The following is a 21,661-nucleotide window of genomic DNA, read 5'->3' on the forward strand; positions in this document are numbered from 1 at the left end:
CGGGTATGGGATCTTCTGCTCATGCCGTCACACCTGCCCAGACTGCTCGCCGCCACCGGCCTCGCAGTCTCCGTGCTCACCCTCGCCACCGCCTGCTCCGGGCAGTCGGCCGGGGACAAGTCAGCCACCCCGCCGGCCGCCGTACCCGGATCCACCGCCCAGTTCGGTGACGGCCCGGCGCCGGACGCGACCGTCACCCCCGTCGCGACAGCGACCTCCACAAAGCCGGCGGTCCTGCTGGCCGACGGCCGCTGGCCCGGCTTCATCGCCAAGGTGGCCGGCGAGACCGTGTCCATGGACCTCGTGGAGTTCCTCACCGGGGACGCCGCCGCGGCGGCCTGGCAGAAGAAATACCCCGATTCCGAGCAGGACTCGCCGGACAACGACTACTTCATCATCAACGACAACAAGAAACTCCGGAAGCTCCCGCTGTCCCAGACCATCAAGGTCGAGGTCGTCGGGGCGACCGGCCCGGGGACCGAGGAGACCATCGCGGTGTCGGCGGTGGAGAACCACTTCGGCAACCTGCTCAAGGGCACCCTGTTCTGGTTCACCGTCAAGCAGGGCGAGGTGACGAAGATCGAGCAGCAGTTCCTGCCCTGACCGCGCGCCGGGGTGCGGTTATCCGCACCCCCGGACGGGAGCCAGCCCCGATGTCGGGTGCGCTCCCGGCGGCCAGGCTGGACGGCATGGAATCGGTCTTGGAACTGAGGGACGTCGCCCGCGCCTTCCCGCGCGGCATCGTGGCCCTGCGGCAGGTGAGCCTGTCCGTGGGGGCCGGCGAGTTCGTCGCCGTGATGGGCGCGACCGGATCGGGAAAGAGCACGCTGCTGCACTGCGCCGCCGGGCTCGACCGGCCCACCGCGGGCTCGGTCCGGCTGGCCGGCCGCGAGATCAGCCGGCTGCGGGAGCGGCCCCTCACCCGCTGGCGGCGCGACCGGGTCGGCTTCGTCTTCCAGTCCTACAACCTGCTGTCGGAGCTCACCGTGCGGCAGAATCTCGCGCTGCCCGGCCGGCTCGGCGGCCCGCGCCGGCGCGGCATCGACGAGGTGCTGGCGGCGGTGGGCCTGGCCGGCACCGGCTCCCGCCCGGTGGGCGAGCTCTCCGGCGGCCAGCGCCAGCGCGTGGCGATCGCCCGGGCCCTGGTCACCGGCCCGTCGGTCATCTTCGCGGACGAGCCCACGGGGGCGCTCGACCCGACGACCGGCGGCCAGATCCTCGGCCTGCTGCGCCGCGCGGTCGACGAGCAGGGCGTGACCGTGCTGATGGTCACCCACGACCCGGTCGCGGCGGCCTGGAGCGACCGGCTGGTGCTGCTGCGCGCGGGCGCCGTGGCCACGGACGCGGCCACGCCGGACGCCCCGGCGATCGCCGACCGGCTCCGCGCGGTCTCCACGGCGGTGGCGGCATGATCCGGCAGGCGTTACGCAGCAACCCGTGGTCGTTCCTCGGACCGTTCTCCACCCAGCTGCTGGCCGCGGCCCTGGTCGCGGCCGGCCTGGGCATCACCACCTCGTTCGACCGGGCCCCGCTGGACGCCGGCGCCCGGCAGGCTCTCACCGACAACGGCCTCACCGACATCGCGATCATCTTCGTGATGATCGCGATCTACCTGTCGATCATCGTCGTCGGCGTGACGATGGCGGCCACCATCGCCCAGCAGGCCCGCGACATCGCCCTGGTCCGTGCGATCGGCGCCACCCCCGGCCGGGTCCGCCGCTCGGTGGCGGCCCAGGCGGCGATCGTCGCCGTGCCGGCCACCCTGCTCGGGGTGCCCCTGGGCAGCCTCGGCGGTCGGGAATGGATCAGCGGCGTCGTCACCCACGACCTGGCCCCGGCCACGGTCACCTTCCACCCCCACCCAGCGGCCCTGCCGATCGCCCTGGCCGTCACGGTGGGCACGTCCCTGGCCGGCGCCCTGATCGCCGCGATCCGCCCGTCCCGGATGCGACCCGCCGCGGCCCTGGCCGAAACAGCAGCACCCCGCCGGCGCATCGGCCGAGTACGCACGACCGCCGGGCTGATCCTGGTGACCGGCGGCACCGTGCTGTCGATCGCGATCGCCGACCTGGACGCGGAAACCACCGACGCCCTGGGCCTGCTGGTGATGCTGGCCCTCTGCGTCGGTGCAGGCCTGCTGGGACCGGCCCTGCTCCGGGTCGCGGCAATCGTCGGCAGGATGTTCGGCGACACCGGCCGGCTGGCGGGCGACTCCATCGCCGTCCGAGCGAAAGCCCTGTCCAGCGCCCTGGTGCCGCTCACCCTGGCGATCGCCTTCACCGCCGTCAAAGTCATCATCCTGAAAACCACGGAACACACGACAGGAACGGCACCGGCGGCCGCGGACCGCTGGCTGGAGTATTCCGGCACCTCGGTCTACGTCGCCTTCGCCGCGGTCGCAGCGGTCAACACCCTGGTCACGGTGGTCCTGTCCCGCCGCCGAGACCTGGCGGTAACCCAACTCGCCGGAGCAACCCGCAGGCGCGCCCTGACGGTCGTGGTCTGCGAGGCTCTGCTGGTGACCGCAACAGCACTGGTGGTGGGCGCGGCGGTGGCCGCGATCACGACGCTGCCGCTGCTGCACACGGCGCTGGGCACCTGGATGCCGTGGATGCCGGTCAGTTGGCTGGTCACCGGGGTGCTGGCCACGGCTGCCCTGGTCCTGGCGGGGACCGCGCTGCCGGCTGCCCTGGCCATGCGCCGGCCCCCGATCGAGGTGGTCTCATGACCCTGCCGCAGGCCGGGCAGCGGGCCGGGATCGGGGTGGTCGGGTGATCGTGGTGCGGGCCTGGCTGACCGCACGCACCTGGCGGGAGCTGGCCTACCTGGTCTCCGGGGTCTTTCTCGGACTGCCGACCTTCGTGCTGGCGGTGGTCGGTGCGGTGACCACTGTGGCGTCGGCGCTGACCGTCGGCCTGCCGCTGCTGGTCGGCGTGCTCACCCTCGCCCGCTTGACCCCGCGCTACTTCCGCGGCCCGGCCCGGAAACTGCTCGGCTGGGACTGGACCGACCCACCGCCGCTGCCCGCCGGCACGTGGTGGGGACGGGCCCGGGCGCTGCCCAGCGACCCGACCGCGTGGCGGGCGCTGGCCTATTGCCTGGCCCGGTGGCCGCTGGCGGTCGTCGGGGCGTACCCGGGCCTGTTCGCCGTGGTGGTCGCGCCGGTGGGCATCACGTATCCGCTGTGGTGGTTCCTGGTCCCCGCGGACGCCCGGGCGTTCGAGACCGACACGTGGTCGCAGACGTGGATCATCGCGGTGCAGGGACTCGCGGTGCTGCTGGCGACGCCCTGGTGGCTGCGGCTGGTCGTGCTGCTCGACCGGTTCCTGGTGCGGGCCCTGCTGCACCCCAGCGAGGCCCAGCGCCGCATCGCGGAGCTCGAGGCCGGCCGCGCGGCCCTGCAATCGGATGCCGCGGCGCTCCTGCGCCGCGTCGAGCGCGACCTGCACGACGGTACGCAGGCCCGCCTCGTCGCCCTGGGCCTGACTCTGTCCCGGATCGAGCACCGCAGCACCGACGACCCGGTTCGCAAGCTCGCGGCGGACGCCCGCGGCACAGTCACGGAAGCACTGGCGGAGCTCCGCGACATCGTCCGCGGCATGCACCCACCGGCGCTGGACGACGGCCTCGAAGTGGCCCTGACAACCCTGGCGGCCCGCAGCGCCGTGCCGGCGGAGGTCACCGTGTCACTGCCCCGCCGCCCACCGGACGCGACGGCATCGGCTTTGTACTTCGCGGTGGCCGAACTCCTCACCAACGTCGCCCGCCACGCGAACGCGTCCCGGGTCCGCATCGACCTCCGCACAGAGAACCGCCGCCTACGCCTGACGGTGACCGACGACGGCCACGGCGGCGCGGCGGTCATGACCCCCGGCAGCGCCGGATCCGCCACCGCTGATCGAAATCTTGCGCCGCCCGATCCCGCCGCTCCCCGGACCGGCACCGCGCCGCCCGGACCCGCCACCGCCCGGACCAACACCGCGACGCCCGATCCGGGCACCTCCGGGACCAGCGGCGTCCCGCCTGAATCCGGTGCCGCCCGGACCAACACCGCGACGCCCGGTCCGGGCACCTCCCGGACCAGCGGCGTCCCGCCTGAATCCGGTGCCTACTCGCCCAACATCGTGCCGTCCGAAGCCGCAGCCTCCCGGACCGGCACCGTGCGCCCCGATCCGGGCGTCTCGGCGGCCATCCCCGCCGCTTCCCAGTCCGCGCCCGGCGCCGCCGCCGACGTAGGCCGATCTCCGCGGCCGGCTGCCTCCGGGACAGGACTGGCCGGACTGGCCCGGCGAGCCGCCGCACTCGACGGCTCGCTGACCGTGGACTCACCCCCGGGCGGTCCCACCACGGTGACGATGATCCTTCCCGAGATCGGAGGCTGACAGTGCGCGTGGTCATCGCCGAGGACAATCCGCTGCTACGCGACGGGATCGCCCTGCTGCTCGGCGAGCACGAGGTCGAGGTGGTCGCCGCCGTTCCCGACGCCGAGGCGTTGCTCGCTGCCGTTGCCGCCGATCCGCCCGATGCCGCCGTTGTTGATGTGCGGATGCCGCCCACGTACACCGACGAGGGTCTGCGGGCCGCGTTGACGATCCGGTCCGCGTACCCGGGGGTCGGGGTCCTGGTTTTCTCGCAATGGGTCGAGACCAGCTATGCGCGGCAGTTGCTCTCCGAGAACGCCGGGCGGGTCGGGTACCTGCTCAAGGACCGGATCGTCAGCACCGACGAGTTCGTCGGGGCGTTGCGGCGCGTCGCGGACGGCGGCACCGCCCTCGACCCCGAGGTCGTCCGGCAGCTGCTGGCCGCGCCGGCCGTCGACGCGGGTCTGGCCCGGCTCAGTGACCGGGAGCGGGAGATTCTCGGGTTGCTCGCCGAGGGACGCTCCAACGTGGCCATCGCCGAGGCTCTGCACCTGGTCGAACGCAGCGTCGAGAAGCACGTCACCGCCATCTTCACCAAGCTCGACCTGCCCCAGGCGCGCACCGACCACCGGCGGGTGCTGGCCGTGCTGCGGTATCTCCGGGCATGAGCGGGCGTGGTGTACCTTGCCGCGTGGTCCACCGTCCGTCCATTGAGGGAGAACGATGTCAACCAGCATGTCCCGCCGTTCGGCACTCGGTCTCGGCGCCGCGGCAGCAGTCGCGGGTGCCGGCGTGAGCACCCCCGCCCAGGCCGCGGCGGCCGGCCCGGCGAGCATCAAGAAGGTGTACGCGAAGGAGAAGGCCAAGGTCGGCGGCCTCTGGCACACCCACATCGCGGCCGTGGACAGCACCGGCGCGATCAAGGGAATCGTCGAGGACGACGCCGACCACGTCACGTACGGCTACAGCGTGCAGAAGCTCGCCGTGGCCACCGCCGTCATGGACAAGATCGACCGTGGTCAGCTGACCCTGGGCACCAAGCTGGACCTGCAGGCCGACATCATCCTCGACGGCTCCGGCATCTACCACCTGCACCGGGTGTGGGGCGACGAGATCACGGTGGCGAACTTCCTGACCGCGATGCTGCTGGTCTCGGACAACACGGCGGTCCGTATGTGCGGGCGGGTGGTGCCGGCGCTGGAGATCAACGAGATCCTCGCGGCCAAGGGCTTCGTGCACACCCGGGTCGAGCCGGTGGCCAACCCGAACCGCTTCTTCCTGGGCACGACCACGCCGCGCGAGATGCACGACCTGCTGTGGCGCCTGGCGACCAAGACGCTGCTGAAGCCGGAATCGTGCGACTTCCTGCTGAGCGTCACCCGCTGGATCAACGGCTACCACGACGGCGTCCGCCGGGTGATGTCCTCCAAGGAGCGTGAGCGCGTCGCGACGAAGTACGGCGCCGACAACAACGACCTGGGCGAGTCCCGGCACGAGGCCGGCATCATGTTCAGCCCGGACGGCGTGCCGCTGCTGACGTACGCGATGTTCGCCGAAGGCCTGGGCGACCCGGAGAACTACGGCGCCACCCACCCGGCGGTGCAGGCCCACGCCAAGATCGGCCGGACCATGCTGGACAACCTGCCGGCCGTGCCGACGACGGCGACCGCACGCACGGCGGTGCCGCGCTCGCTGCCCAAGCCGTTCCGGCCGGTCAGCGGCGGTTGAGTTCCTGATCGGCCACGCCGGACGCGATCACGGCATGCCGGGAGCATGCCGTGACCGCGGTCGGCGGAGGCGGGCGCGACGCCCTGTGACCTGGTGGTCCGGCGCGGAAACGGCCGGCAAGCGCGCACGCGGGCGGAACCGACTACGAGCCGGCTTCGACGCCTACGGCAGGTCGCTGTCCCCGCCCAGATTGTCGATCACCCGGCGCAGGATCGTGAGCGTGGCCGCGTACTCCTGCGAAGTTATGCCTTGGTGCATCTCCGCATGGGCCCGCATGTTGCGCTCCCGGGCCCGCAGGCGGCCCTGCTCCCCCGCCTCGCTCAGCGTCAGCGACCCGTCCGCCGCCCGCAGCACCCAGCCGCGCCCCTCAAGGTCGTCGAAGACGGCCGCGAAATCCGTCTCCTGGTCGTCGAAGCGCTGCAGCCGCCCGGTCAGACCGTTCCGCTCCCAGGTGCCCGGCGCGCCCGCCACATGGTTCAAGATCCACCAGTGCGGCTGGGTGAGCTGCTCCACCGCCAGCTCCGCGCGGATCCGCCCGACGACCGCCCGGTACGCCGCGCCGGTCCAGTAGCCGATCGGCTGCGCCGCCAGTTCTGCCTCCGCATACGTTTTCATCACCACGTCGTGACGCTAGAACTTCAAGCCGACTGAAGGTCAAGAGTCGAGATCTGACATCGATGAGCATGGACATCCGCTCCGGGGTGGACGACGATGCTGGGGTATGACGGATCACCGCGAAAAGCCCATCTCGTCGCGGCGCGCGTTCCTGACCGCCTCCGCGGCCGTCGCGGCGACGCCGGTCCTCGGCGCCCGGGCCGCCCATGCCGGCGGGCGAGGCGTGCACGGCCAGTCGCCCGACAAACAGCTGCGGGCGCTGCTGCGCGAGATCGACCCGAACAGGATCGGCGCCATCGTCACCCGGCTCGCCGCGTTCGGCACCCGGCACACGCTGTCCGCGCAGGACGACCCGGCGCGCGGCATCGGCGCGGCCCGGGACTGGATCTTCGAGCAGCTCACCGCCTACGCGGCCGCTTCCGGCGGCCGGATGACCGTCGAGCTGCAGTCGTTCATCCAGCCGGTCTCCCCGCGGGTCCCGGTGCCGACCCGGATCACCAACATCGTCGCCACGCTGCGCGGCGACACCGATCCCGGCCGGGTGTACGTCGTGACCGGCCACTACGACTCACGGGCCACCGACGTGCTCGACGCCACCAGCGACGCACCGGGCGCCGACGACGACGCGTCCGGCGTGGCGGCGATCATGGAGCTGGCCCGGGTGATGGCGACCCGGCACACCGAGGCCACCGTCGTCTTCGCCGCCGTCGCGGGCGAGGAGCAGGGCCTGTACGGCTCCGACTACATGGCTCAGCAGTTCAAGAACGCCGGCACCGACGTGCAGGCCATGTTCAGCAACGACATCGTCGGCACGGGCGACGCGCACGATGGCTCGTCGTCGGATCCACGCACGGTCCGGCTGTTCGTCGAGGGTGTACCCACCGCTGAGACGGCCGCCGAGGCCACCGTCCGCAAGTCGGTCGGCGGCGAGAACGACGGGCCGTCGCGCCAGCTGGGCCGCTTCGTCCGGGACGTGGCGGAGAATCCGCAGACCGGCATGAAGGTCCGCGTCATCTGGCGCCGCGACCGCTACCTGCGCGGCAGCGACCACATCTCGTTCCTGCTGCGCGGCTATCCGGCGGCCCGCCTCACCGAGCCGCGGGAGAACTTCGCGCACGAGCACCAGAACGTCCGCGTCGAGAACGGCATCCAGTACGGCGACCTGGTCGAGTTCTGCGACTTCAAGTACATCGCGCGGGTGGCCCGGGTGAACGCGGCGGCCCTGTGGTCGCTGGCCCAGGCCCCGGGCACGCCCAAGGGCGTCGTGATCGACACCACCCAGCTGACCAACGAGACGACGCTGCGCTGGCAGCGCGGCACGAGCCCCGACCTGACCGGCTACGAGGTGGTCTGGCGCGAGACCACCGCCCCGGACTGGACGAACGTGCTGGCGGTGGGCGACGTGACCACGGTGACGATCGACCTGTCGAAGGACAACGTCTTCTTCGGCGTGCGCGCCGTGGACCGCGACGGTCACCGCAGCCCGGTCGCGGCCCCCCTGCCGGCCAGCTGAGCCCCGCGGTCCCGGCGGCGTAATGTCGCCCGCGGGCACTTCCGTGCCCCGGGATCGGGAGGAACGGCGTGTCGTACGGCTGTCTGGCGACCATGCGCACGACGGCGGGCCACCGCGACGACGTGGTGAAGATCCTGCTCAGCGGCGTGGACGGGCTCCGTGAGGTGGGCTGCCGGCTCTATGTGGTCGGCGTGTCCGAGACCGATCCGGACCTGATCTGGGTCACCGAGGTCTGGGAGAGCAAGGACCATCACACGGCCTCCCTGCAGCTGCCCGAGACCCGCGCCGCGATCGCCCGGGCGATGCCGATGCTGACCGGCGAGTTCACCGGCCAGGAGCTGACAGTCGCCGGCGGGCTCATGTGAGCGGCTTCCCCACCGGCACGCCCGACGAGCTGGAGCTTTTTCTGCGCTGGCTGGCGTTCCTGCGCGGGGCGGTGCTGCGCAAGGCCGGCGGCATCACCGACGAGCAGGCCCGCTGGCGCCCGGAGGGCAAGCTGCTGCCGCTGCTCGGCCTGGTCAACCACCTCACCCACGTCGAGTGGCGCTGGATCGACGGTGAGATGCTCGGCCGGCCGACCGGCAAGACCGCCGACGAATACTTCCCCGGCCCGGAACTGACGATCGAGGCCGCGATCCGGGCGTACCGCGAGCGGGCCGCGGCGACGGACGCCGCGGTCCGACAGCTGGGAGACCTGGGTACGCGGTCACGAGCCGGCGACGGCACGGATCTACGCTTCGTCCTCATCCACTTGATCAACGAGACGGCCCGGCACGCGGGTCACGCCGACGCGGTGCGCGAACTGCTCGACGGTACGACGGGAGAATGAGTTGACGATCTCGGGCAGCGCCCTGGTCACCGGCGCCTCACGGGGTCTGGGCGCCCAGATCGCCCGGCGCCTCGCCGCCGACGGCTGGCCCGTCGCGGTGAACTACCGCTCCGACCGGGCCGGCGCTGAGAAGGTGGTCGCCGACATCGTCGCCGCCGGGGGCCGGGCCGCCGCGTTCGGCGCCGACGTCACGGACGAGGCCGAGGTCGCGGCGCTGGCGACCGCGATCGCCGCCGAGCTCGGCCCGGTGCAGGTGGTGGTGGCCAACGCGACCGGCCCGCAGCCGCTCGCCCCGGCCGCCGAGGTCTCCTGGCAGGCCCACCTGGATCAGCTGGTCTTCTTCGTCAAGAGCCCGACCCTGCTGCTCCAGGCCACGTTGCCCGGCATGCGTGAGCTGGGCTCGGGACGCTTCATCCACATCGGCTCCGACTCGTTCGAGCGGGCACTGCCGGGCGCTTCCGCGTACAACGCGGCGAAGGGCGCGCAGATCGGCCTCGCCCGGACGTGGGCGCGCGAGCTGGGCGCGTACGGCGTCACGGTGAACGTGGTGGCGCCGGGCTGGATCCCGGTCGAGCGCCACGGCGTGGTGACGGCCGAGGACAGTGCCGGTTACGTACGGGACGTGCCGCTGGGCCGGCTGGGCAAGCCGGAGGACATCGCCGACGTGGTGGCCTTCGTGGCCAGCGACGCCGCCCGCTTCATGACTGGGGAACGTCTGACAGTCAACGGCGGCCACACCATCGACTGACGCGGCCCGGCGGCCGGCTGCCAGTAGGGTCATTCGGCATGAAGCTGCGTGAGGACGAGGTACGGGTACCGGCGTCCGGCTACGAGATCCGCTCGGTGGTCATCACTCCGGTGGGCGACGGCCCGTGGCCGGGCGTGCTGCTGTACACCGACATCTTCCAGTTGACCGAGTCGACGCTGCGCACCGCCCGGCGCCTGGCCTCGGCCGGATTTGTCGTCTGCGTGCCGGAGATCTACCCCCGGGGCGAGCTGGCCGGTGTGGTCCTGGAGTTCGACGACGCGGGCAAGCAGGCCGGCCTCGCCGGGGCGGCCGCGACCACCACCGGCCAGTTCGACGAGGACCGGGTCGCGGTGCTGAACTTCCTGGAGCAGCGCACCGACGTCACGACGCTGTTCGCGACCGGCTTCTGCATCGGCGGTCACCTGGCGTTCCGCGCCGCCTTCGACCCACGGGTGGCGGCCACCGTGTGCTTCTACCCGACCGGCCTGCACAACGGCGCGCTGGGCGCCGACGCCGACGCGGGATCGCTCGCCCGCGCCGCCGACATCCAGGGCCGGCTGATGATCGTCTTCGGCGCCCAGGACCCGCACGTCCCCGCCGGCGCCCGGGCCGAGATCCTGTCCGCCCTGTACGCGGCCGGCCAGGACGACCTCGAGCTGCACGTCTACCAGGGCGGCGAGCACGCGTTCATGCGGGACGTCGGCGCCCGGCACGACCCGGTCCTGACCGACCTGGCCCTGACCGAGGCGATCTCGTTCCTCACCGGCCGATGACGGCCCGATACGCGGCGGATCCGGCCGGTTGTCCTTAGGCTCAGGGCATGCTCATCACCGTCGTGGCCGACTACGGCACCGGGGACCTGGCGTTCGCCGAGGTCCGTCAGACCTTCGCGGAGCTGCTACCCGAGGCGCGGGTGGAAGCCCTGTCGGTGCCGCCGTTCGACACGGTCGGTGCCGGCTTCTGCGTGGCCCAGCTGGCCTTCGGGTCCGGGCCCGCCGACCGGGTGATCTACGCCAACGTGGCACCCCGGCAGGACGAGGAGCAGCCGCGCGAGGACAACGCCGGGGAACGGCTGGTCGCGGCGCGGCTGCCCTCCGGCGTGCTGGTCGTCGGCGTGGACTCCGGGGCCAGCCTGTCGTTCCTCGCCGACGAGGGCGTGCCGCTGCACGCGGTCAAGGTCGCCGACGCGGGCTCGCAGTTCCGCTCCCGGGACGTGTTCCCGGCCGCGGTCGCGGGCCTGGTCCGCGGCGACGACGACCTGCTCGGCGACGTGGTGCCGATCGGCCCGGCGCCACAGCGCACGGTCGTCTACACCGACGGCTACGGCAACCTCAAGACCAGCTGGTTCGAGGCGCCGGCCGAGACGGGCACAACCGTCCGGGTACGCATCGGCGACGCGGAGGCCGAGGCCGTGGTCAGCGACGGCGTGTTCGCCGTACCGGCCGGGCAGGTGTCGTTCGCGCCGGGCAGCTCCGGCTGGCCGAGCGGCACCGGCGACGGCATGCGGATGTGCTTCGAGCTGCTGGCCCGCGGCGGGAACGCGGCCCAGCTCTTCGGTCATCCGCCCGCCGGCACCCCGGTCGAGATCGTCGGATGACGCGCCACGCGTTCGCCCATGACGCCGTGCTGATGATGGGCCCGGAGGCCGACCTGCGGGCGCCGGGCGGCGCAGTCACGACCGCCCTGTGCGGCCACTGGGAGCACGAACCGCCCTGCCCGGTGGCCGCGCACCACACTGCCGCCGTGCGGGTCGACGGCGAGGTGCGAGTCCACGTCCTCTTCGCGACGGAGCCGGACCGCGAGCGGCAGGTCCGCGGCCTGATCGACGCGGCGCTGGCCGCGGGAGCCTTCGCCGGCCCGGACGGTACGGCGTCCTTCTGGTCCCTGACGTCCTCGGCCCGGGGCGAGGTGGCCCCGGAGGAGACCGCGCACGCCGCCCGCCTCACCGAGCAGTGACCGCGGTGACTAATCAGCCGCCGTTCCAGCGGTAGATCTGCCCGTCCCGCAGCTCGTACGACGCGGGCGGGGCGGGCGCGGGTGACGCGGCCAGCCGGGCGAGCACCTTGACCCGGCCCCGGATCGAGATCCGCGGCTCACTCCAGTGCAGGTACGGGTGCAGCAATGCCTTCAACGCCACCTGGTCGTGGCGTTCGACGGCCGACAGCACGTCACGAACGATCCGGTCCACGACCTCATCCTGGACCCGCCCGGCGTTTGCCCGCGACCCGGGTAGCGGGGGACGGCCGCACGACGCCCGGGGGACGAGAACATGCCGCGTCGCTGGGCGCGCCGGCCATCCGGCGATCCCGGCCGAGCGATCCGGCAATCCCGGCTTGGCCATCCCAGCGATCCCGGCCCGGCGATCTCGGCCCAGCCGGCCCGGCCATCCCAGCGATCCCAGCCAGGCCATCCCGGCCCGGCCATCCCAGCGATCCCAGCCAGGCCATCCCGGCCCGGCCATCCCAGCGATCCCAGCCCGGCCATCCCGGCCCGGCCATCCCAGCGATCCCAGCCAGGCCATCCCGGCCCGGCCATCCCAGCCCGGCCATCCCAGCCCGGCCATCCCGGCGATCCCATCCCGGCGATCCCGGCCCGGCGACCCCGGCCCGGCGATTCCGGCGACGCTCGCCGGGCTCGGCGGCCGGGACGTCCCGCAGGAAGTCCCGGCCGTCACCAGCTCAATCAGGCGCCGCGGAGCACAGCTCCCACCCGCGACGACGCCAGTGCCACTGCCGCGTCCCGGGCCGCCACGGCCTCCTCGACGGTCAGCGTTCGGTCCGGCGCGCGGAACGTCAGGTTGTAGGCCAGGCTCTTCAACCCCGCGCCCACCTGCTCCGAGGCGTACACGTCGAAGAGCCGCACCGACTCCAGCAGCGGGCCCGCCCCCTCGGTCAGCGCCGCCTCGACCTCGGCCGCCGGGACCGCCTGGTCCACCACCAGCGCCACGTCGATCAGCGCCGGCGGGAACGTGGAGATCCGCTGGGCCTGGATCACCGGCGTCGCCGGGATCGCGTCCAGGTCCAGCTCCATCGCGCAGGTGCGTTTCGGCAGCTCCAGGGCCGAGATCACGCCCGGGTGCAGCTCGCCCGCGTACCCGATGACCGTGCCGTCGACCGCGATCGCCGCGCACCGGCCCGGGTGCCACGGGGCGTACTCGGCTGCCCGTACCGTGATCCGGTCCGGGGTCATGCCCGCCGCCGACAGCGCGATGCGCGCCGCCTCGATCGCGTCCGACCAGGTCGCGGGGCGGCCCGCGCCCCACCAGCCGGCCGGTGCCGCCTCCCCGGTCAGGACCGCGGCGAGGTGCCACGGCTGCTCGGGGACGATGGCGTTGGCCGCGGCCCAGTCCTCGTCGGACGGGCCGTGGTCCACCCCGAGCACCGGCGGCGCGACGGCCGTCAGGTGCGGCAGGAAGACCGTACCGGTCTCGTAGAGAGCCAGGTCGCGCTCGCCGCGGCCCAGGTTGCGCTTGAGCGTGCCGAGCAGCGGCGCCAGCAGCGACGTGCGCAGCAGCGGCTCCTGCTCGGACATCGGGTTGGTGAGCCGCACCGCGCTGCGCCGCGGGTCGTCCGCGGCCAGGCCGAACGCGTCCGCCGCGCCGGGCGTCATGAACGGGTACGACAGCACCTCGACGTAGCCGTTCTCGGCCATCGCCCGTCCGACCGTACGCCGGCGCAGCTGGCCCGGGGTGAGCCGGCCGCCGCCGCGCACCGGCGGCAGGACGCTCGGGATGGCGTCGTAGCCGCCGAGCCGGGCCACCTCCTCGACCAGGTCGATCGGGGCCACCAGGTCGGGCCGCCAGGACGGCGGGGTGACCTCGAGCGGCTCGACCCCGCGGACCGTGCAGCCGACCTGGCCGAGCAGCGTGGTGATCTGCTCGGTGTCGTAGGCCAGGCCGATCCGCCGGGTCGCCAGGGTGGTGTCGAGCAACACCGGGGCCGGCGCGACGACGTGGTCGAGGTCCAGCACCCGCTCGTCCACGGTGCCGCCCGCGTGTTCGGTGAGCAGGGCGACCGCCCGGTCCAGGGCGACCAGCGGCAGTTGCGGGTCGACGCCGCGCTCCCAGCGCTTCGCCGCCTCGCTGAACAGCTTGTGCCGGCGGGCCGTGCGGCCCACCATCACCGGATCCCAGTGCGCGGCCTCCAGCAGCACGTCGACCGTGTCCGGCTGCACCTCGCTGGTCTCGCCGCCCATGACCGCGGCCAGCGAGATCGGCCCGGAGTCGTCGCAGATGACCATGTCCTCGGCGTCGAGCACCCGCGCGACACCGTCCAGGGTGGTCAGCTTCTCCCCCGGGCGGGCGCGGCGCACGACCAGGCCGCCACGCAGCAGGTTCAGGTCGAACACGTGCATGGGCTGACCCAGCTCGAGCATCAGGTAGTTGGTGATGTCGACGGCGAGCGAGATCGTCCGCACCCCGGCGGTGATCAGCCGGCGCTGCATCCACGCCGGCGACGGCGTGGACGGGTCGATGCCCCGCACCACGCGCGCGGCGAAACGGTCACAGCCGACCGTGTCGTCGATCCGCAACGGGTACGGCGCCTCGGCGGTCGCACCGGAAGCCGGCACGGCACCGGGATCGGTGTACGCCGAGGCGTACGCGTACGACAGCTCGCGGGCCACGCCCCGGATGCTCATCTCGTACCCGCGGTCCGGGGTGATCTCCACGTCGATGATGACGTCGTCGAGCCCGACGATCGGCCGCGCGTCCACGCCCGGCACGGCGGAGTTCGCGGGCAGCACGATGATGCCCGAGTGGTCGCCGCTGAGCCCGAGCTCAGCCGCGGAACAGATCATGCCGTTGGAGTTGTGCCCGTACGTCTTCCGCGCACCGATCTTGAAACCGCCGGGCAGCTCACCACCGGGCAGGATGACCACGACGAGGTCGCCGACCTCGAAGTTGCGGGCACCGCAGACAATCTCCTGCGGCTCGGGGTTGCCGACGTCGACGCGGGTGAAGCGGATCGGCTTCTTGAAACCGGTCAGCTCCTCGATCTCCAGCACCCGGCCGACGACCAGGTCGCCCTTGACCGTGGCGGCCTGGTCGACGATGGACTCCACCTCGATGCCGAGGCCGACCAGCTTGCGCTCCAGCTCGTCGGCGGACAGCACCGCCGGCAGCTGCACGTACTCGCGCAGCCAGGACAGAGACAGCTTCATGATCAGACCGCCATCCCGAAGTTGCGGGTGAACCGGACGTCACCCTCGACCATGTCGCGCATGTCGCTGACCCCGTTACGGAACATCAGCGTGCGCTCGACCCCGATGCCGAACGCGAAGCCCGAATACCGCTCGGGGTCGATCCCGCAGGCGGTCAGCACCCGCGGGTTCACCAGGCCGCAGCCACCCCACTCGACCCAGCGCGGGCCGTCGCGGTGCTGGGCGAACCAGACGTCGAACTCCGCCGACGGCTCGGTGAACGGGAAGTAGTTCGGCCGCCACCGGGTCCGCGCGTCCGGCCCGAACATCGACCGGGCGAAGTGGTCGAGAGTGCCCTTGAGGTGGGCGAGCGTGATGCCCTCGTCGACAACCAGGCCCTCGATCTGGTGGAAGACCGGGCTGTGCGTGGCGTCCAGCTCATCCGTGCGGTACGCCCGCCCCGGGCTCACCACGTAGATGGGAGGCTTGCGGCTCAGCATCGTCCGCACCTGGCCGGGCGACGTGTGCGTACGCATGACCAGCCCGGGCAGATCCACGTAGAACGTGTCCATGAGCCCGCGCGCGGGGTGGTCGGGGCCGATGTTGAGCGCGTCGAAGTTCGCCCATTCGAGCTCGAGCTCCGGCCCGTCGACGACCGAATAGCCCATGCCGACGAACAGGTCGCCCATGTGCTCCATGAGCGTGGTCAACGGATGCCGAGCGCCCCGCGGAGCCCGGTCCCAGGGCAGGGAGACGTCGACGCGCTCCTCCACCAGAACCCGGGCGGCCCGCTCGAGCTCCAGCTCGGCAAGACGCGCGTCGAACGCACTCTGGATCGACTGCCGGGCCACGTTGACACGCTTGCCGGCCTCCGACTTGGCGTGCGGCGGCAGTGAGCCGATCTCGCGCCGGGCCAGCGACACCGGCGAACGGTCACCGAGATGCGCGGACTTCAGGGCGCCGAGCGCGTCAAGGTCACCGGCACCGGCGAACGCCTTCTCCGCGTCGGCGACGGCGGCCTCGAGAGCCTCGGGGGCGAGCAGGACGGCCTGCTTCGGATCGTACGGATCGTTGCGGTAGGACATGGTCGGGCGAACTCCCTCACACCGGATGAGCCATCGGGCAGTGTACGGAGGCGCGGCTGGGCCGCAGCCCGCCGGTCAGGGGAAGTCGCGCAGGAGTGTCAGACCCGGCGCCCGCGACCAGCGGGCTGGGTAAACATCATCGGGTGCACTCGGCGCATGGGACACAGCATACCGCCGCAGCCAACTCGGTATCACGGAGCGGCACTTTGTCCCGCGCGACGGGGGTGGCCCGGCGCGGCAGCCGATCTCCCAGCCTGCCGTTCTCCCCCGGCCACCGGCCTCGATGCGGTTGCCGGGTCTCCCCGCTAACCGTTGTCCCGCGCGGCGACGGCCTCCGTGCGGCAGCTGATCTCCCCGCCAACCGTTCTCCTGCGGCGGCGGCTTCGGTGCGGTTGCTGACGTCATAGCCAGCCGTTGTCTCGGGCGACGGTCGCGGCCTCGGTGCGGCTGCCGACGTGGAGTTTGGCCAGGATCGCGGTCAGGTGGTTGCGGACCGTCCCGGGCGACAGGTGCAGGCGGCGGGCGATCAGCGACACCGGCACGTCGGGCTCGGTGGAGCGCAGCACGTCGAGCTCGCGCTGGGTCAGCGGGCACTCCGGCATGCTGAGGGCGTCCGCCGCGAGGCCGGGGTCCACGTACCGGCCGCCGCTGTGCACGCGCCTGATCACGTCGGCGAGCGTGCCGCCCTTGCAGCCCTTGGGCAGGAAGCCCTTCGCTCCGGCGGCCAAGGCCCGCTGCACCTGGGCGGGCCGGGCGTGCCCGGTGAGGATGACCACCGCGCAGGACGGCAGGACGCGGGTCAGCTCGGCGGTGACCTCGATGCCGTCCAGGGGCATCTGGAGGTCCACGACCGCCACGTCGGGGCGGTGGCGCAGCGCTGATTCCACCGCCTCGTGGCCGTCCGCGGCGTGGGCTACCACGTCCAGATCGGCTTCGAGGTCGAGCAGCGCGGCCACGGCGACGCGGATCAGTTCCTCGTCGTCGGCGAGCAACAGCCGGATCATGGCGCCGAGCGTACGACGGCTTCGACCGTGAACCGGCCGTCCGCCGCTCTGGTCCGCAACACGCCGCCGGACTCGGCCAGCCGTTCCGCCAGGCCGTGCAGGCCGTGACTGTGCCGGTCGGGCGCGGCGTCGCCGGCGCCGTCGTTGACCACGGTGATCATGAACTCCGGCCCGGCCCGGACGATGTCGATCGTGCACCACGCCGCCCGGCTGTGCCGCAGCACGTTCGTAGAAGCCTCGCGCAACACGGCGGCGAAAGGCGCGGCGACCGGCGCGGGCAGATCGCCGTCAGGTGTCTGCACCGTGCAATGCACCCCGGAGGATTGCAGAACCTGCTCGATGGCGGTCAATTGCTCGCGCAGGTCAACCTGGCGATAGCCGTGCACGACCTCACGTAGCTCGGTCAGGGCGGACGTGGCGAGCCCGCGCACCTCCGCTGCCTCCCGGGCGGCCCGCGGCGGATCCACCGGGGCGAGACGCTCGGCCAGCTCCGCCTTGAGCGCGATCACCGACAGGTGGTGACCCAGCGAATCGTGCACGTCCCGGGCGAACCGCAGCCGTTCTTCGCCGGCGGCCAGCTGGGACTGCGCAGCCCGGCCCTGCTCGGCTTGCACCAGCAGCTCCCAGAACCAGACCTGCACGGCGTTGATCGCCGCTATGCCGGCACCGACGCCGACCGAGATGATCAGCGCGTCCCGGGCCGAGTCCGGCGTGGTCAGCACCGCGACCGCCGCGGTGACAGCGCTGAGCGCCAGCGCCGTCCATCTGCCGGTGATCACCGGCAGCACCCCGATGATGCAGGCGGCCAGCCAGGCCCAGCTCGGCCAGCTGCCGCCGGTCGGGCCGACCAGGGGCACGGACGCGACGGACGCGGCAGCGAAGGCCAGCGAGGCGCCGCGGCGGGCCCGTGCACTGAGCCACGGTGTCACCAGGGCGTGCAGGACGAAACCCTGGGCGACCGAGAACAGCACGATGCCGACCGCACCGAGGATGATCCGGACCGTCTCAGGCTCGCGCCAAAGACCGATCGCCGGCAGGAACAACGCCATCGAGCCGTTGGTAGCCAGCACGACCAGGGTGACGACCCGGGCTCGTCGCATCTGTCTGTGCATGCGCTGATGCTAGGCGCGGGACCCGCACGGACGACCCATGAAAAGTTCATGGTTGGTGGGTGCGCCGGCGACGGTGCCGGTTGCGCAGGGTCAGGCCGAGGCTGCCGGCATGACAGTTTCAGCTTCGGTAGTACGCACCCGCACCTGGCCCTTCACCCGGCACCTGCTGGAGATGCTCGCCGCGATGGTCGTCGGCATGGTGGCCCTGGGCCCGTTATGGACACCGTCCCGGGTGGACGTGTCGGCGCTGTGGATGGCCACCACGATGTCGGTCGCGATGGCGGTCTGGATGGGATACCGAGGCCACTCCCGCGCCGCGATCGCCGAGATGTCCGCGGCGATGTACGCATCCTTCGTGGTCCTGCTCATCCCCTGGTGGGCCGGTCTGATACCCGGTCCGGCAGCGCTCCTCGGCGGCCACATCCTCATGCTGCCGGCCATGGCGCTGGCCATGCTGCACCGCGCTGACGAGTACGCCGGCGGACACGTGCACGAGCCGAGGACCGGTCTGCTGGCCCGCTGGCCGACTGCGCTGGCGTTGCTGATCACGGTGGACATGCTCGTCGAGCCTGCCGCGCTCGCCCCGTGGAAGCTGCTGGTACTGGCGTTCGCCTACCTCACCATCGGAGCGGTGCGACGCACGTTGCGCCCGCGGGCTGTCCTGATCCGGCAGGTGGCGGCGATGGCGGTGTATGTGGGGCTGCTCCTGGCCGCGGTCGTCAGCGGGCCGGTGCTGAGCGTCTGGCTGGTCGGGCTGGGGTGGCTCGCGCACGCCGGCTGGGACTACTGGCACTTCCGCCGGAACGAGGTGGTCCCCCGAGCGTTCGCCGAATGGTGCGGCGTCGTGGACGCGATCATCGGTGCCTCGGTCCTCGTCTACGCGCTCACGCTGTAACGCGTCCACGCGTCCACGCGTCCACGCGTCCACGCGTCCACGCGTCCACGCGTCCACGCGTCCACGCGTCCACGCCGACGCGGTCACACGGCGACGCGGCCACACGGCCGCCGTCCCACGCGGCCACGCGTCCGACGCGTCCCCACACCCACGCAGCCACCTTCCCACGCAGCCACGCGGCCACGCGGTCACGCGGTCACGCGGTCACGCGTCCACGCGGTGGATCGGGACGGTGAGCCGCAGCCAGATCGCCTGGGTCTTCACGCGCCCGCGCGGTCTCGTCGTAAGTCAGGACGGTGAGCCGCAGCCGGACCACCTCGGTCTTCACTCGTCCACACGGTCACGCGCCTATACGGCCAAGCTGTGACCGCCGGCCGGCCGGCGATGGGCGCGGGCCGAGGCGTAAAGACAAACCGCCGCAGCCGCCGCCAAATTCAGACTCTCCGCGCCGCCATAGATCGGAATCCGGACGCGCTTGTCAGCCGCCTTCACCAGATCCTCCGGCAAACCGTGAGCCTCCGACCCGAACAACCAGGCCGTCGGCCCAGCCAGCGACCCATCGTCCAGCAGAGAGTCCAGATCGTCCTCGCCGTATCCGGTCGTGGCCAGCACCTGCAGCCCGAAGTCCCGCAGTTCGTCGACCACCCCTAGCGGCGCCCGGACCACGTCAACGTTGAAGAGACTGCCCGCAGACGCCCGCACGCACTTGCCGTTGTAAGGATCAACCGCATCACCCGCGAAGATCACCGCTGCGGCACCGGCCGCGTCGGCGGTGCGCAGGATCGTCCCCGCATTGCCGGGATCGCGGATCTCGGCGGCGACGGCCACCAGGCGAGGGCCTTTGGACAGGGCTTCGGCCAGCGGCACGTCCAGCTGCTCGCACACAGCCACCAGACCTTGCGGCTGGACCGTCTCAGCCAGCGCCGCGAGGCCGTCGTCGGTCACTGGGGACACGACTGGCGCCTGGGAGGCCAGGTCGGCGTGCCGGGTCAGCGCCGCGTCCGTACCGAAGAGCTCCAGGACGACCCCCGCCGCCAGCGCGGAACGCACCGCCTGTGGGCCCTCCGCGAGGAAGCGGCCGGTCTGGTCGCGATCGCGGCGGCGCTGCAGGCGCCGGGCCGCGACGACCCTGGGCGTGCGGGGTGTGAAGGTCACGTGTCCTCCTGGACGGAACAGCATCGGGGCGCCTCCCGGTCACCCGGAAGACGCCCCGAAGAAGTGCTGACGATCAGGCAGCCTGGGCGGCGGCGCCGCCGGTGCCCTCGGCCGCCACCGCGGCCCGCGCGATCTCGACGATCGCCGCGAACGAGGCGGCGTCGTTGACGGCCATGTCGGCCAGGATCTTGCGGTCCACCTCGACGCCGGCCAGCTTGAGGCCCTGGATCAGGCGGTTGTAGGTCAGGCCGTTGGCCCGTGCGCCCGCGTTGATGCGCGTGATCCACAGCTGGCGGAAGTCGCCCTTGCGGTCACGGCGGTCGCGGTACGCGTACTGCATCGAGTGCAGCACCTGCTCCTTGGCCTTGCGGTACAGCCTCGAGCGCTGTCCGCGGTAGCCACTGGCAGTCTCCAGCAGCGTACGGCGCTTCTTCTGGGCGTTCACTGCCCGCTTGACGCGTGCCATTTCTGTACTCCTAACAGGGGAACGTGTGTGGCGCGCGCGTCAGCGGCCCAGCATCTTCTTGACTCGCTTGGTGTCGGCCTTGGAGACCACGACCGTACCGGTCATCCGGCGGGTGACGTGCGAGGACTTGCCCTCGAGCAGGTGGCGCTTGCCGGCCAGCTCACGCACGATCTTGCCCTTACCGGTGATCTTCACCCGCTTGCCCATGCCGGTGTGGCTCTTCATCTTCGGCACTCGGAACGCCTCTTTCTGATTACTCTGCGGTTACGGCGCTGGTGTCGGCAGCAGCCTCGGCCGGCGGTGCCTCGGCCTCTTCGCCTTCACGCGGCTCGCGAGGCGGGCGCGCGTTGGCGGCGATGACGGCAGCGGCAGCGGCCTTGGTCGCCCGATGCGGAGCCAGGACCATGATCATGTTGCGGCCGTCCTGCTTCGGACTGGCCTCGACGAAACCCAGCTCCGAGATCTCTTCGCTGAGCCTGCGCAGGAGCCGGAAACCCAGCTCGGGGCGACTCTGCTCGCGACCACGGAACATGATCGTCACCTTGACCTTGTCGCCCGCCTTGAGGAACCGGACCACGTGACCCTTCTTGGTCTCGTAGTCGTGCGGGTCGATCTTCGGGCGGAGCTTCATTTCCTTGATGACGGTCTGTTGCTGGTTGCGTCGGGCTTCGCGCGCCTTGAGTGCACTCTCGTACTTGAACTTGCCGAAGTCCATGAGCTTGCACACCGGCGGGCGCGCCATCGGCGCTACCTCGACCAGGTCCAGGTCGACGTCCGCAGCCAGCTGCAGGGCGCGCTCGAGCGGGACGATGCCCACCTGCTCACCCTCGGGGCCGACCAGACGGACTTCCCTTGCCCGGATCTGCTCGTTCACGCGTGGTTCGACGCTGATGGGGCCTCCTCAGAACGATCTAGTGGATGTCTCCGCCTGCGGTCTTGCGCCGCGGGCAGAGCGCACTGCCAATGTCGGTCGGCCCTCTCACGCCCACTTGGCAGGGCGCCGAGGAAAGC

At 72.0% G+C, this 21,661-nt stretch carries 24 protein-coding genes; 14 read left to right on the forward strand and 10 right to left on the reverse strand.

Features of this window, described 5'->3' with window-relative positions; genetic code table 11:
• Positions 1-21: 21 nt before the first annotated feature.
• The 6 genes from ACZ6S4_RS35385 (at position 22) to ACZ6S4_RS35410 (ending at position 6,089) form a co-directional block, all read left to right on the forward strand.
• A complete protein-coding gene (locus tag ACZ6S4_RS35385) occupies positions 22-603 on the forward strand; it encodes a hypothetical protein (protein WP_465479091.1) in 582 nt (193 codons plus the stop codon).
• An 86-nt stretch (positions 604-689) separates the two neighbouring features.
• A complete protein-coding gene (locus tag ACZ6S4_RS35390; RefSeq protein ID WP_465479092.1) occupies positions 690-1,412 on the forward strand; it encodes an ABC transporter ATP-binding protein in 723 nt (240 codons plus the stop codon).
• Positions 1,409-2,728, forward strand: a complete 1,320-nt coding sequence (locus ACZ6S4_RS35395) for an FtsX-like permease family protein (protein WP_465479093.1) — start codon at positions 1,409-1,411, stop codon at positions 2,726-2,728. The genes ACZ6S4_RS35390 and ACZ6S4_RS35395 overlap by 4 nt, the downstream gene beginning before the upstream one ends.
• Before the next feature lie 43 nt (positions 2,729-2,771).
• A complete protein-coding gene (locus ACZ6S4_RS35400; protein WP_465479094.1) occupies positions 2,772-4,382 on the forward strand; it encodes a sensor histidine kinase in 1,611 nt (536 codons plus the stop codon).
• Positions 4,383-4,384: 2 nt separating this feature from the next.
• Positions 4,385-5,029 carry a response regulator gene (locus tag ACZ6S4_RS35405; protein WP_465479095.1) on the forward strand — a complete coding sequence of 215 codons (645 nt, stop codon included), beginning with the start codon at positions 4,385-4,387 and terminating at the stop codon, positions 5,027-5,029.
• 124 nt (positions 5,030-5,153) lie between these two features.
• Positions 5,154-6,089, forward strand: coding sequence for a serine hydrolase (locus ACZ6S4_RS35410; RefSeq protein WP_465479096.1), 936 nt, complete (start codon positions 5,154-5,156; stop codon positions 6,087-6,089).
• A gap of 162 nt (positions 6,090-6,251) precedes the next feature.
• On the opposite strand, the gene ACZ6S4_RS35415 is transcribed toward ACZ6S4_RS35410, so the two are convergent.
• Positions 6,252-6,710: a MarR family winged helix-turn-helix transcriptional regulator gene (locus ACZ6S4_RS35415; protein WP_465479097.1), complete on the reverse strand. Its 459-nt coding sequence runs from the start codon at positions 6,708-6,710 to the stop codon at positions 6,252-6,254.
• 100 nt (positions 6,711-6,810) lie between these two features.
• On the opposite strand from ACZ6S4_RS35415, the gene ACZ6S4_RS35420 reads away from it, so the two are divergent.
• The 7 genes from ACZ6S4_RS35420 (at position 6,811) to ACZ6S4_RS35450 (ending at position 11,750) form a co-directional block, all read left to right on the forward strand.
• Positions 6,811-8,217 (forward strand): M28 family metallopeptidase, encoded by a 1,407-nt coding sequence (locus ACZ6S4_RS35420; RefSeq protein ID WP_465479098.1) that lies wholly within the window; start codon positions 6,811-6,813, stop codon positions 8,215-8,217.
• A 68-nt stretch (positions 8,218-8,285) separates the two neighbouring features.
• Entirely contained in the window at positions 8,286-8,582 is a 297-nt protein-coding gene (locus ACZ6S4_RS35425; protein WP_465479099.1) for a putative quinol monooxygenase, read from the forward strand.
• Entirely contained in the window at positions 8,579-9,046 is a 468-nt protein-coding gene (locus ACZ6S4_RS35430) for a mycothiol transferase (RefSeq protein WP_465479100.1), read from the forward strand. The genes ACZ6S4_RS35425 and ACZ6S4_RS35430 overlap by 4 nt, the downstream gene beginning before the upstream one ends.
• A gap of 1 nt (position 9,047) precedes the next feature.
• Positions 9,048-9,794 (forward strand): SDR family oxidoreductase, encoded by a 747-nt coding sequence (locus ACZ6S4_RS35435; RefSeq protein ID WP_465479101.1) that lies wholly within the window; start codon positions 9,048-9,050, stop codon positions 9,792-9,794.
• Between the two features lie 38 nt (positions 9,795-9,832).
• Positions 9,833-10,567 (forward strand): dienelactone hydrolase family protein, encoded by a 735-nt coding sequence (locus ACZ6S4_RS35440; RefSeq protein WP_465479102.1) that lies wholly within the window; start codon positions 9,833-9,835, stop codon positions 10,565-10,567.
• A gap of 47 nt (positions 10,568-10,614) precedes the next feature.
• Complete coding sequence (locus tag ACZ6S4_RS35445) at positions 10,615-11,391, forward strand: SAM hydrolase/SAM-dependent halogenase family protein (protein WP_465479103.1); 777 nt, start codon at positions 10,615-10,617, stop codon at positions 11,389-11,391.
• Positions 11,388-11,750, forward strand: a complete 363-nt coding sequence (locus tag ACZ6S4_RS35450) for a hypothetical protein (protein WP_465479104.1) — start codon at positions 11,388-11,390, stop codon at positions 11,748-11,750. Before ACZ6S4_RS35445 ends, ACZ6S4_RS35450 begins: the two co-directional genes overlap by 4 nt.
• A 13-nt stretch (positions 11,751-11,763) precedes the next feature.
• Here the strand turns inward: ACZ6S4_RS35450 and ACZ6S4_RS35455 are convergent, their stop codons facing one another.
• The 5 genes from ACZ6S4_RS35455 to ACZ6S4_RS35475 form a co-directional block, all read right to left on the reverse strand.
• A complete protein-coding gene (locus ACZ6S4_RS35455) occupies positions 11,764-11,982 on the reverse strand; it encodes a nuclear transport factor 2 family protein (protein WP_465479105.1) in 219 nt (72 codons plus the stop codon).
• Positions 11,983-12,476: 494 nt separating this feature from the next.
• On the reverse strand, positions 12,477-14,954 hold the full coding sequence (pheT, locus tag ACZ6S4_RS35460) for a phenylalanine--tRNA ligase subunit beta (protein ID WP_465479106.1): 2,478 nt from the start codon (positions 14,952-14,954) through the stop codon (positions 12,477-12,479).
• Between the two features lie 2 nt (positions 14,955-14,956).
• Positions 14,957-16,018, reverse strand: a complete 1,062-nt coding sequence (gene pheS / locus ACZ6S4_RS35465) for a phenylalanine--tRNA ligase subunit alpha (RefSeq protein ID WP_465479107.1) — start codon at positions 16,016-16,018, stop codon at positions 14,957-14,959.
• Between the two features lie 401 nt (positions 16,019-16,419).
• A complete protein-coding gene (locus ACZ6S4_RS35470; RefSeq protein ID WP_465479108.1) occupies positions 16,420-17,022 on the reverse strand; it encodes a response regulator transcription factor in 603 nt (200 codons plus the stop codon).
• Positions 17,019-18,134: a sensor histidine kinase gene (locus tag ACZ6S4_RS35475; RefSeq protein ID WP_465479109.1), complete on the reverse strand. Its 1,116-nt coding sequence runs from the start codon at positions 18,132-18,134 to the stop codon at positions 17,019-17,021. Before ACZ6S4_RS35475 ends, ACZ6S4_RS35470 begins: the two co-directional genes overlap by 4 nt.
• A 109-nt stretch (positions 18,135-18,243) precedes the next feature.
• On the opposite strand from ACZ6S4_RS35475, the gene ACZ6S4_RS35480 reads away from it, so the two are divergent.
• Positions 18,244-19,029 (forward strand): hypothetical protein, encoded by a 786-nt coding sequence (locus tag ACZ6S4_RS35480; protein ID WP_465479110.1) that lies wholly within the window; start codon positions 18,244-18,246, stop codon positions 19,027-19,029.
• A gap of 348 nt (positions 19,030-19,377) precedes the next feature.
• On the opposite strand, the gene ACZ6S4_RS35485 is transcribed toward ACZ6S4_RS35480, so the two are convergent.
• The 4 genes from ACZ6S4_RS35485 to infC form a co-directional block, all read right to left on the reverse strand.
• Positions 19,378-20,184, reverse strand: coding sequence for a TrmH family RNA methyltransferase (locus tag ACZ6S4_RS35485; protein ID WP_465479111.1), 807 nt, complete (start codon positions 20,182-20,184; stop codon positions 19,378-19,380).
• A 73-nt stretch (positions 20,185-20,257) separates the two neighbouring features.
• Positions 20,258-20,650, reverse strand: a complete 393-nt coding sequence (gene rplT, locus ACZ6S4_RS35490) for a 50S ribosomal protein L20 (protein WP_184991627.1) — start codon at positions 20,648-20,650, stop codon at positions 20,258-20,260.
• 39 nt (positions 20,651-20,689) lie between these two features.
• Positions 20,690-20,884: a 50S ribosomal protein L35 gene (gene rpmI, locus ACZ6S4_RS35495; RefSeq protein ID WP_360556238.1), complete on the reverse strand. Its 195-nt coding sequence runs from the start codon at positions 20,882-20,884 to the stop codon at positions 20,690-20,692.
• A 19-nt stretch (positions 20,885-20,903) separates the two neighbouring features.
• Positions 20,904-21,524: a translation initiation factor IF-3 gene (infC, locus tag ACZ6S4_RS35500; RefSeq protein WP_360556237.1), complete on the reverse strand. Its 621-nt coding sequence runs from the start codon at positions 21,522-21,524 to the stop codon at positions 20,904-20,906.
• Positions 21,525-21,661 lie beyond the last annotated feature (137 nt).

The organism is Actinoplanes sp. NPDC051405 (assembly GCF_055586185.1).

Excerpts from the sequence above, each read along its gene's own strand:
- ACZ6S4_RS35445 (WP_465479103.1), top strand. The coding sequence starts at position 10,615 with ATGCTCATCACCGTCGTGGCCGACTACGGCACCGGGGACCTGGCGTTC.
- ACZ6S4_RS35440 (WP_465479102.1), top strand. The coding sequence starts at position 9,833 with ATGAAGCTGCGTGAGGACGAGGTACGGGTACCGGCGTCCGGCTACGAG.
- rplT (WP_184991627.1), bottom strand. The coding sequence starts at position 20,650 with ATGGCACGCGTCAAGCGGGCAGTGAACGCCCAGAAGAAGCGCCGTACG.
- pheS (WP_465479107.1), bottom strand. The coding sequence starts at position 16,018 with ATGTCCTACCGCAACGATCCGTACGATCCGAAGCAGGCCGTCCTGCTC.
- ACZ6S4_RS35475 (WP_465479109.1), bottom strand. The coding sequence starts at position 18,134 with ATGCACAGACAGATGCGACGAGCCCGGGTCGTCACCCTGGTCGTGCTG.
- ACZ6S4_RS35420 (WP_465479098.1), top strand. The coding sequence starts at position 6,811 with ATGACGGATCACCGCGAAAAGCCCATCTCGTCGCGGCGCGCGTTCCTG.
- ACZ6S4_RS35390 (WP_465479092.1), top strand. The coding sequence starts at position 690 with ATGGAATCGGTCTTGGAACTGAGGGACGTCGCCCGCGCCTTCCCGCGC.
- ACZ6S4_RS35450 (WP_465479104.1), top strand. The coding sequence starts at position 11,388 with ATGACGCGCCACGCGTTCGCCCATGACGCCGTGCTGATGATGGGCCCG.
- ACZ6S4_RS35480 (WP_465479110.1), top strand. The coding sequence starts at position 18,244 with ATGACAGTTTCAGCTTCGGTAGTACGCACCCGCACCTGGCCCTTCACC.
- pheT (WP_465479106.1), bottom strand. The coding sequence starts at position 14,954 with ATGAAGCTGTCTCTGTCCTGGCTGCGCGAGTACGTGCAGCTGCCGGCG.
- ACZ6S4_RS35395 (WP_465479093.1), top strand. The coding sequence starts at position 1,409 with ATGATCCGGCAGGCGTTACGCAGCAACCCGTGGTCGTTCCTCGGACCG.
- ACZ6S4_RS35470 (WP_465479108.1), bottom strand. The coding sequence starts at position 17,022 with ATGATCCGGCTGTTGCTCGCCGACGACGAGGAACTGATCCGCGTCGCC.
- ACZ6S4_RS35385 (WP_465479091.1), top strand. The coding sequence starts at position 22 with ATGCCGTCACACCTGCCCAGACTGCTCGCCGCCACCGGCCTCGCAGTC.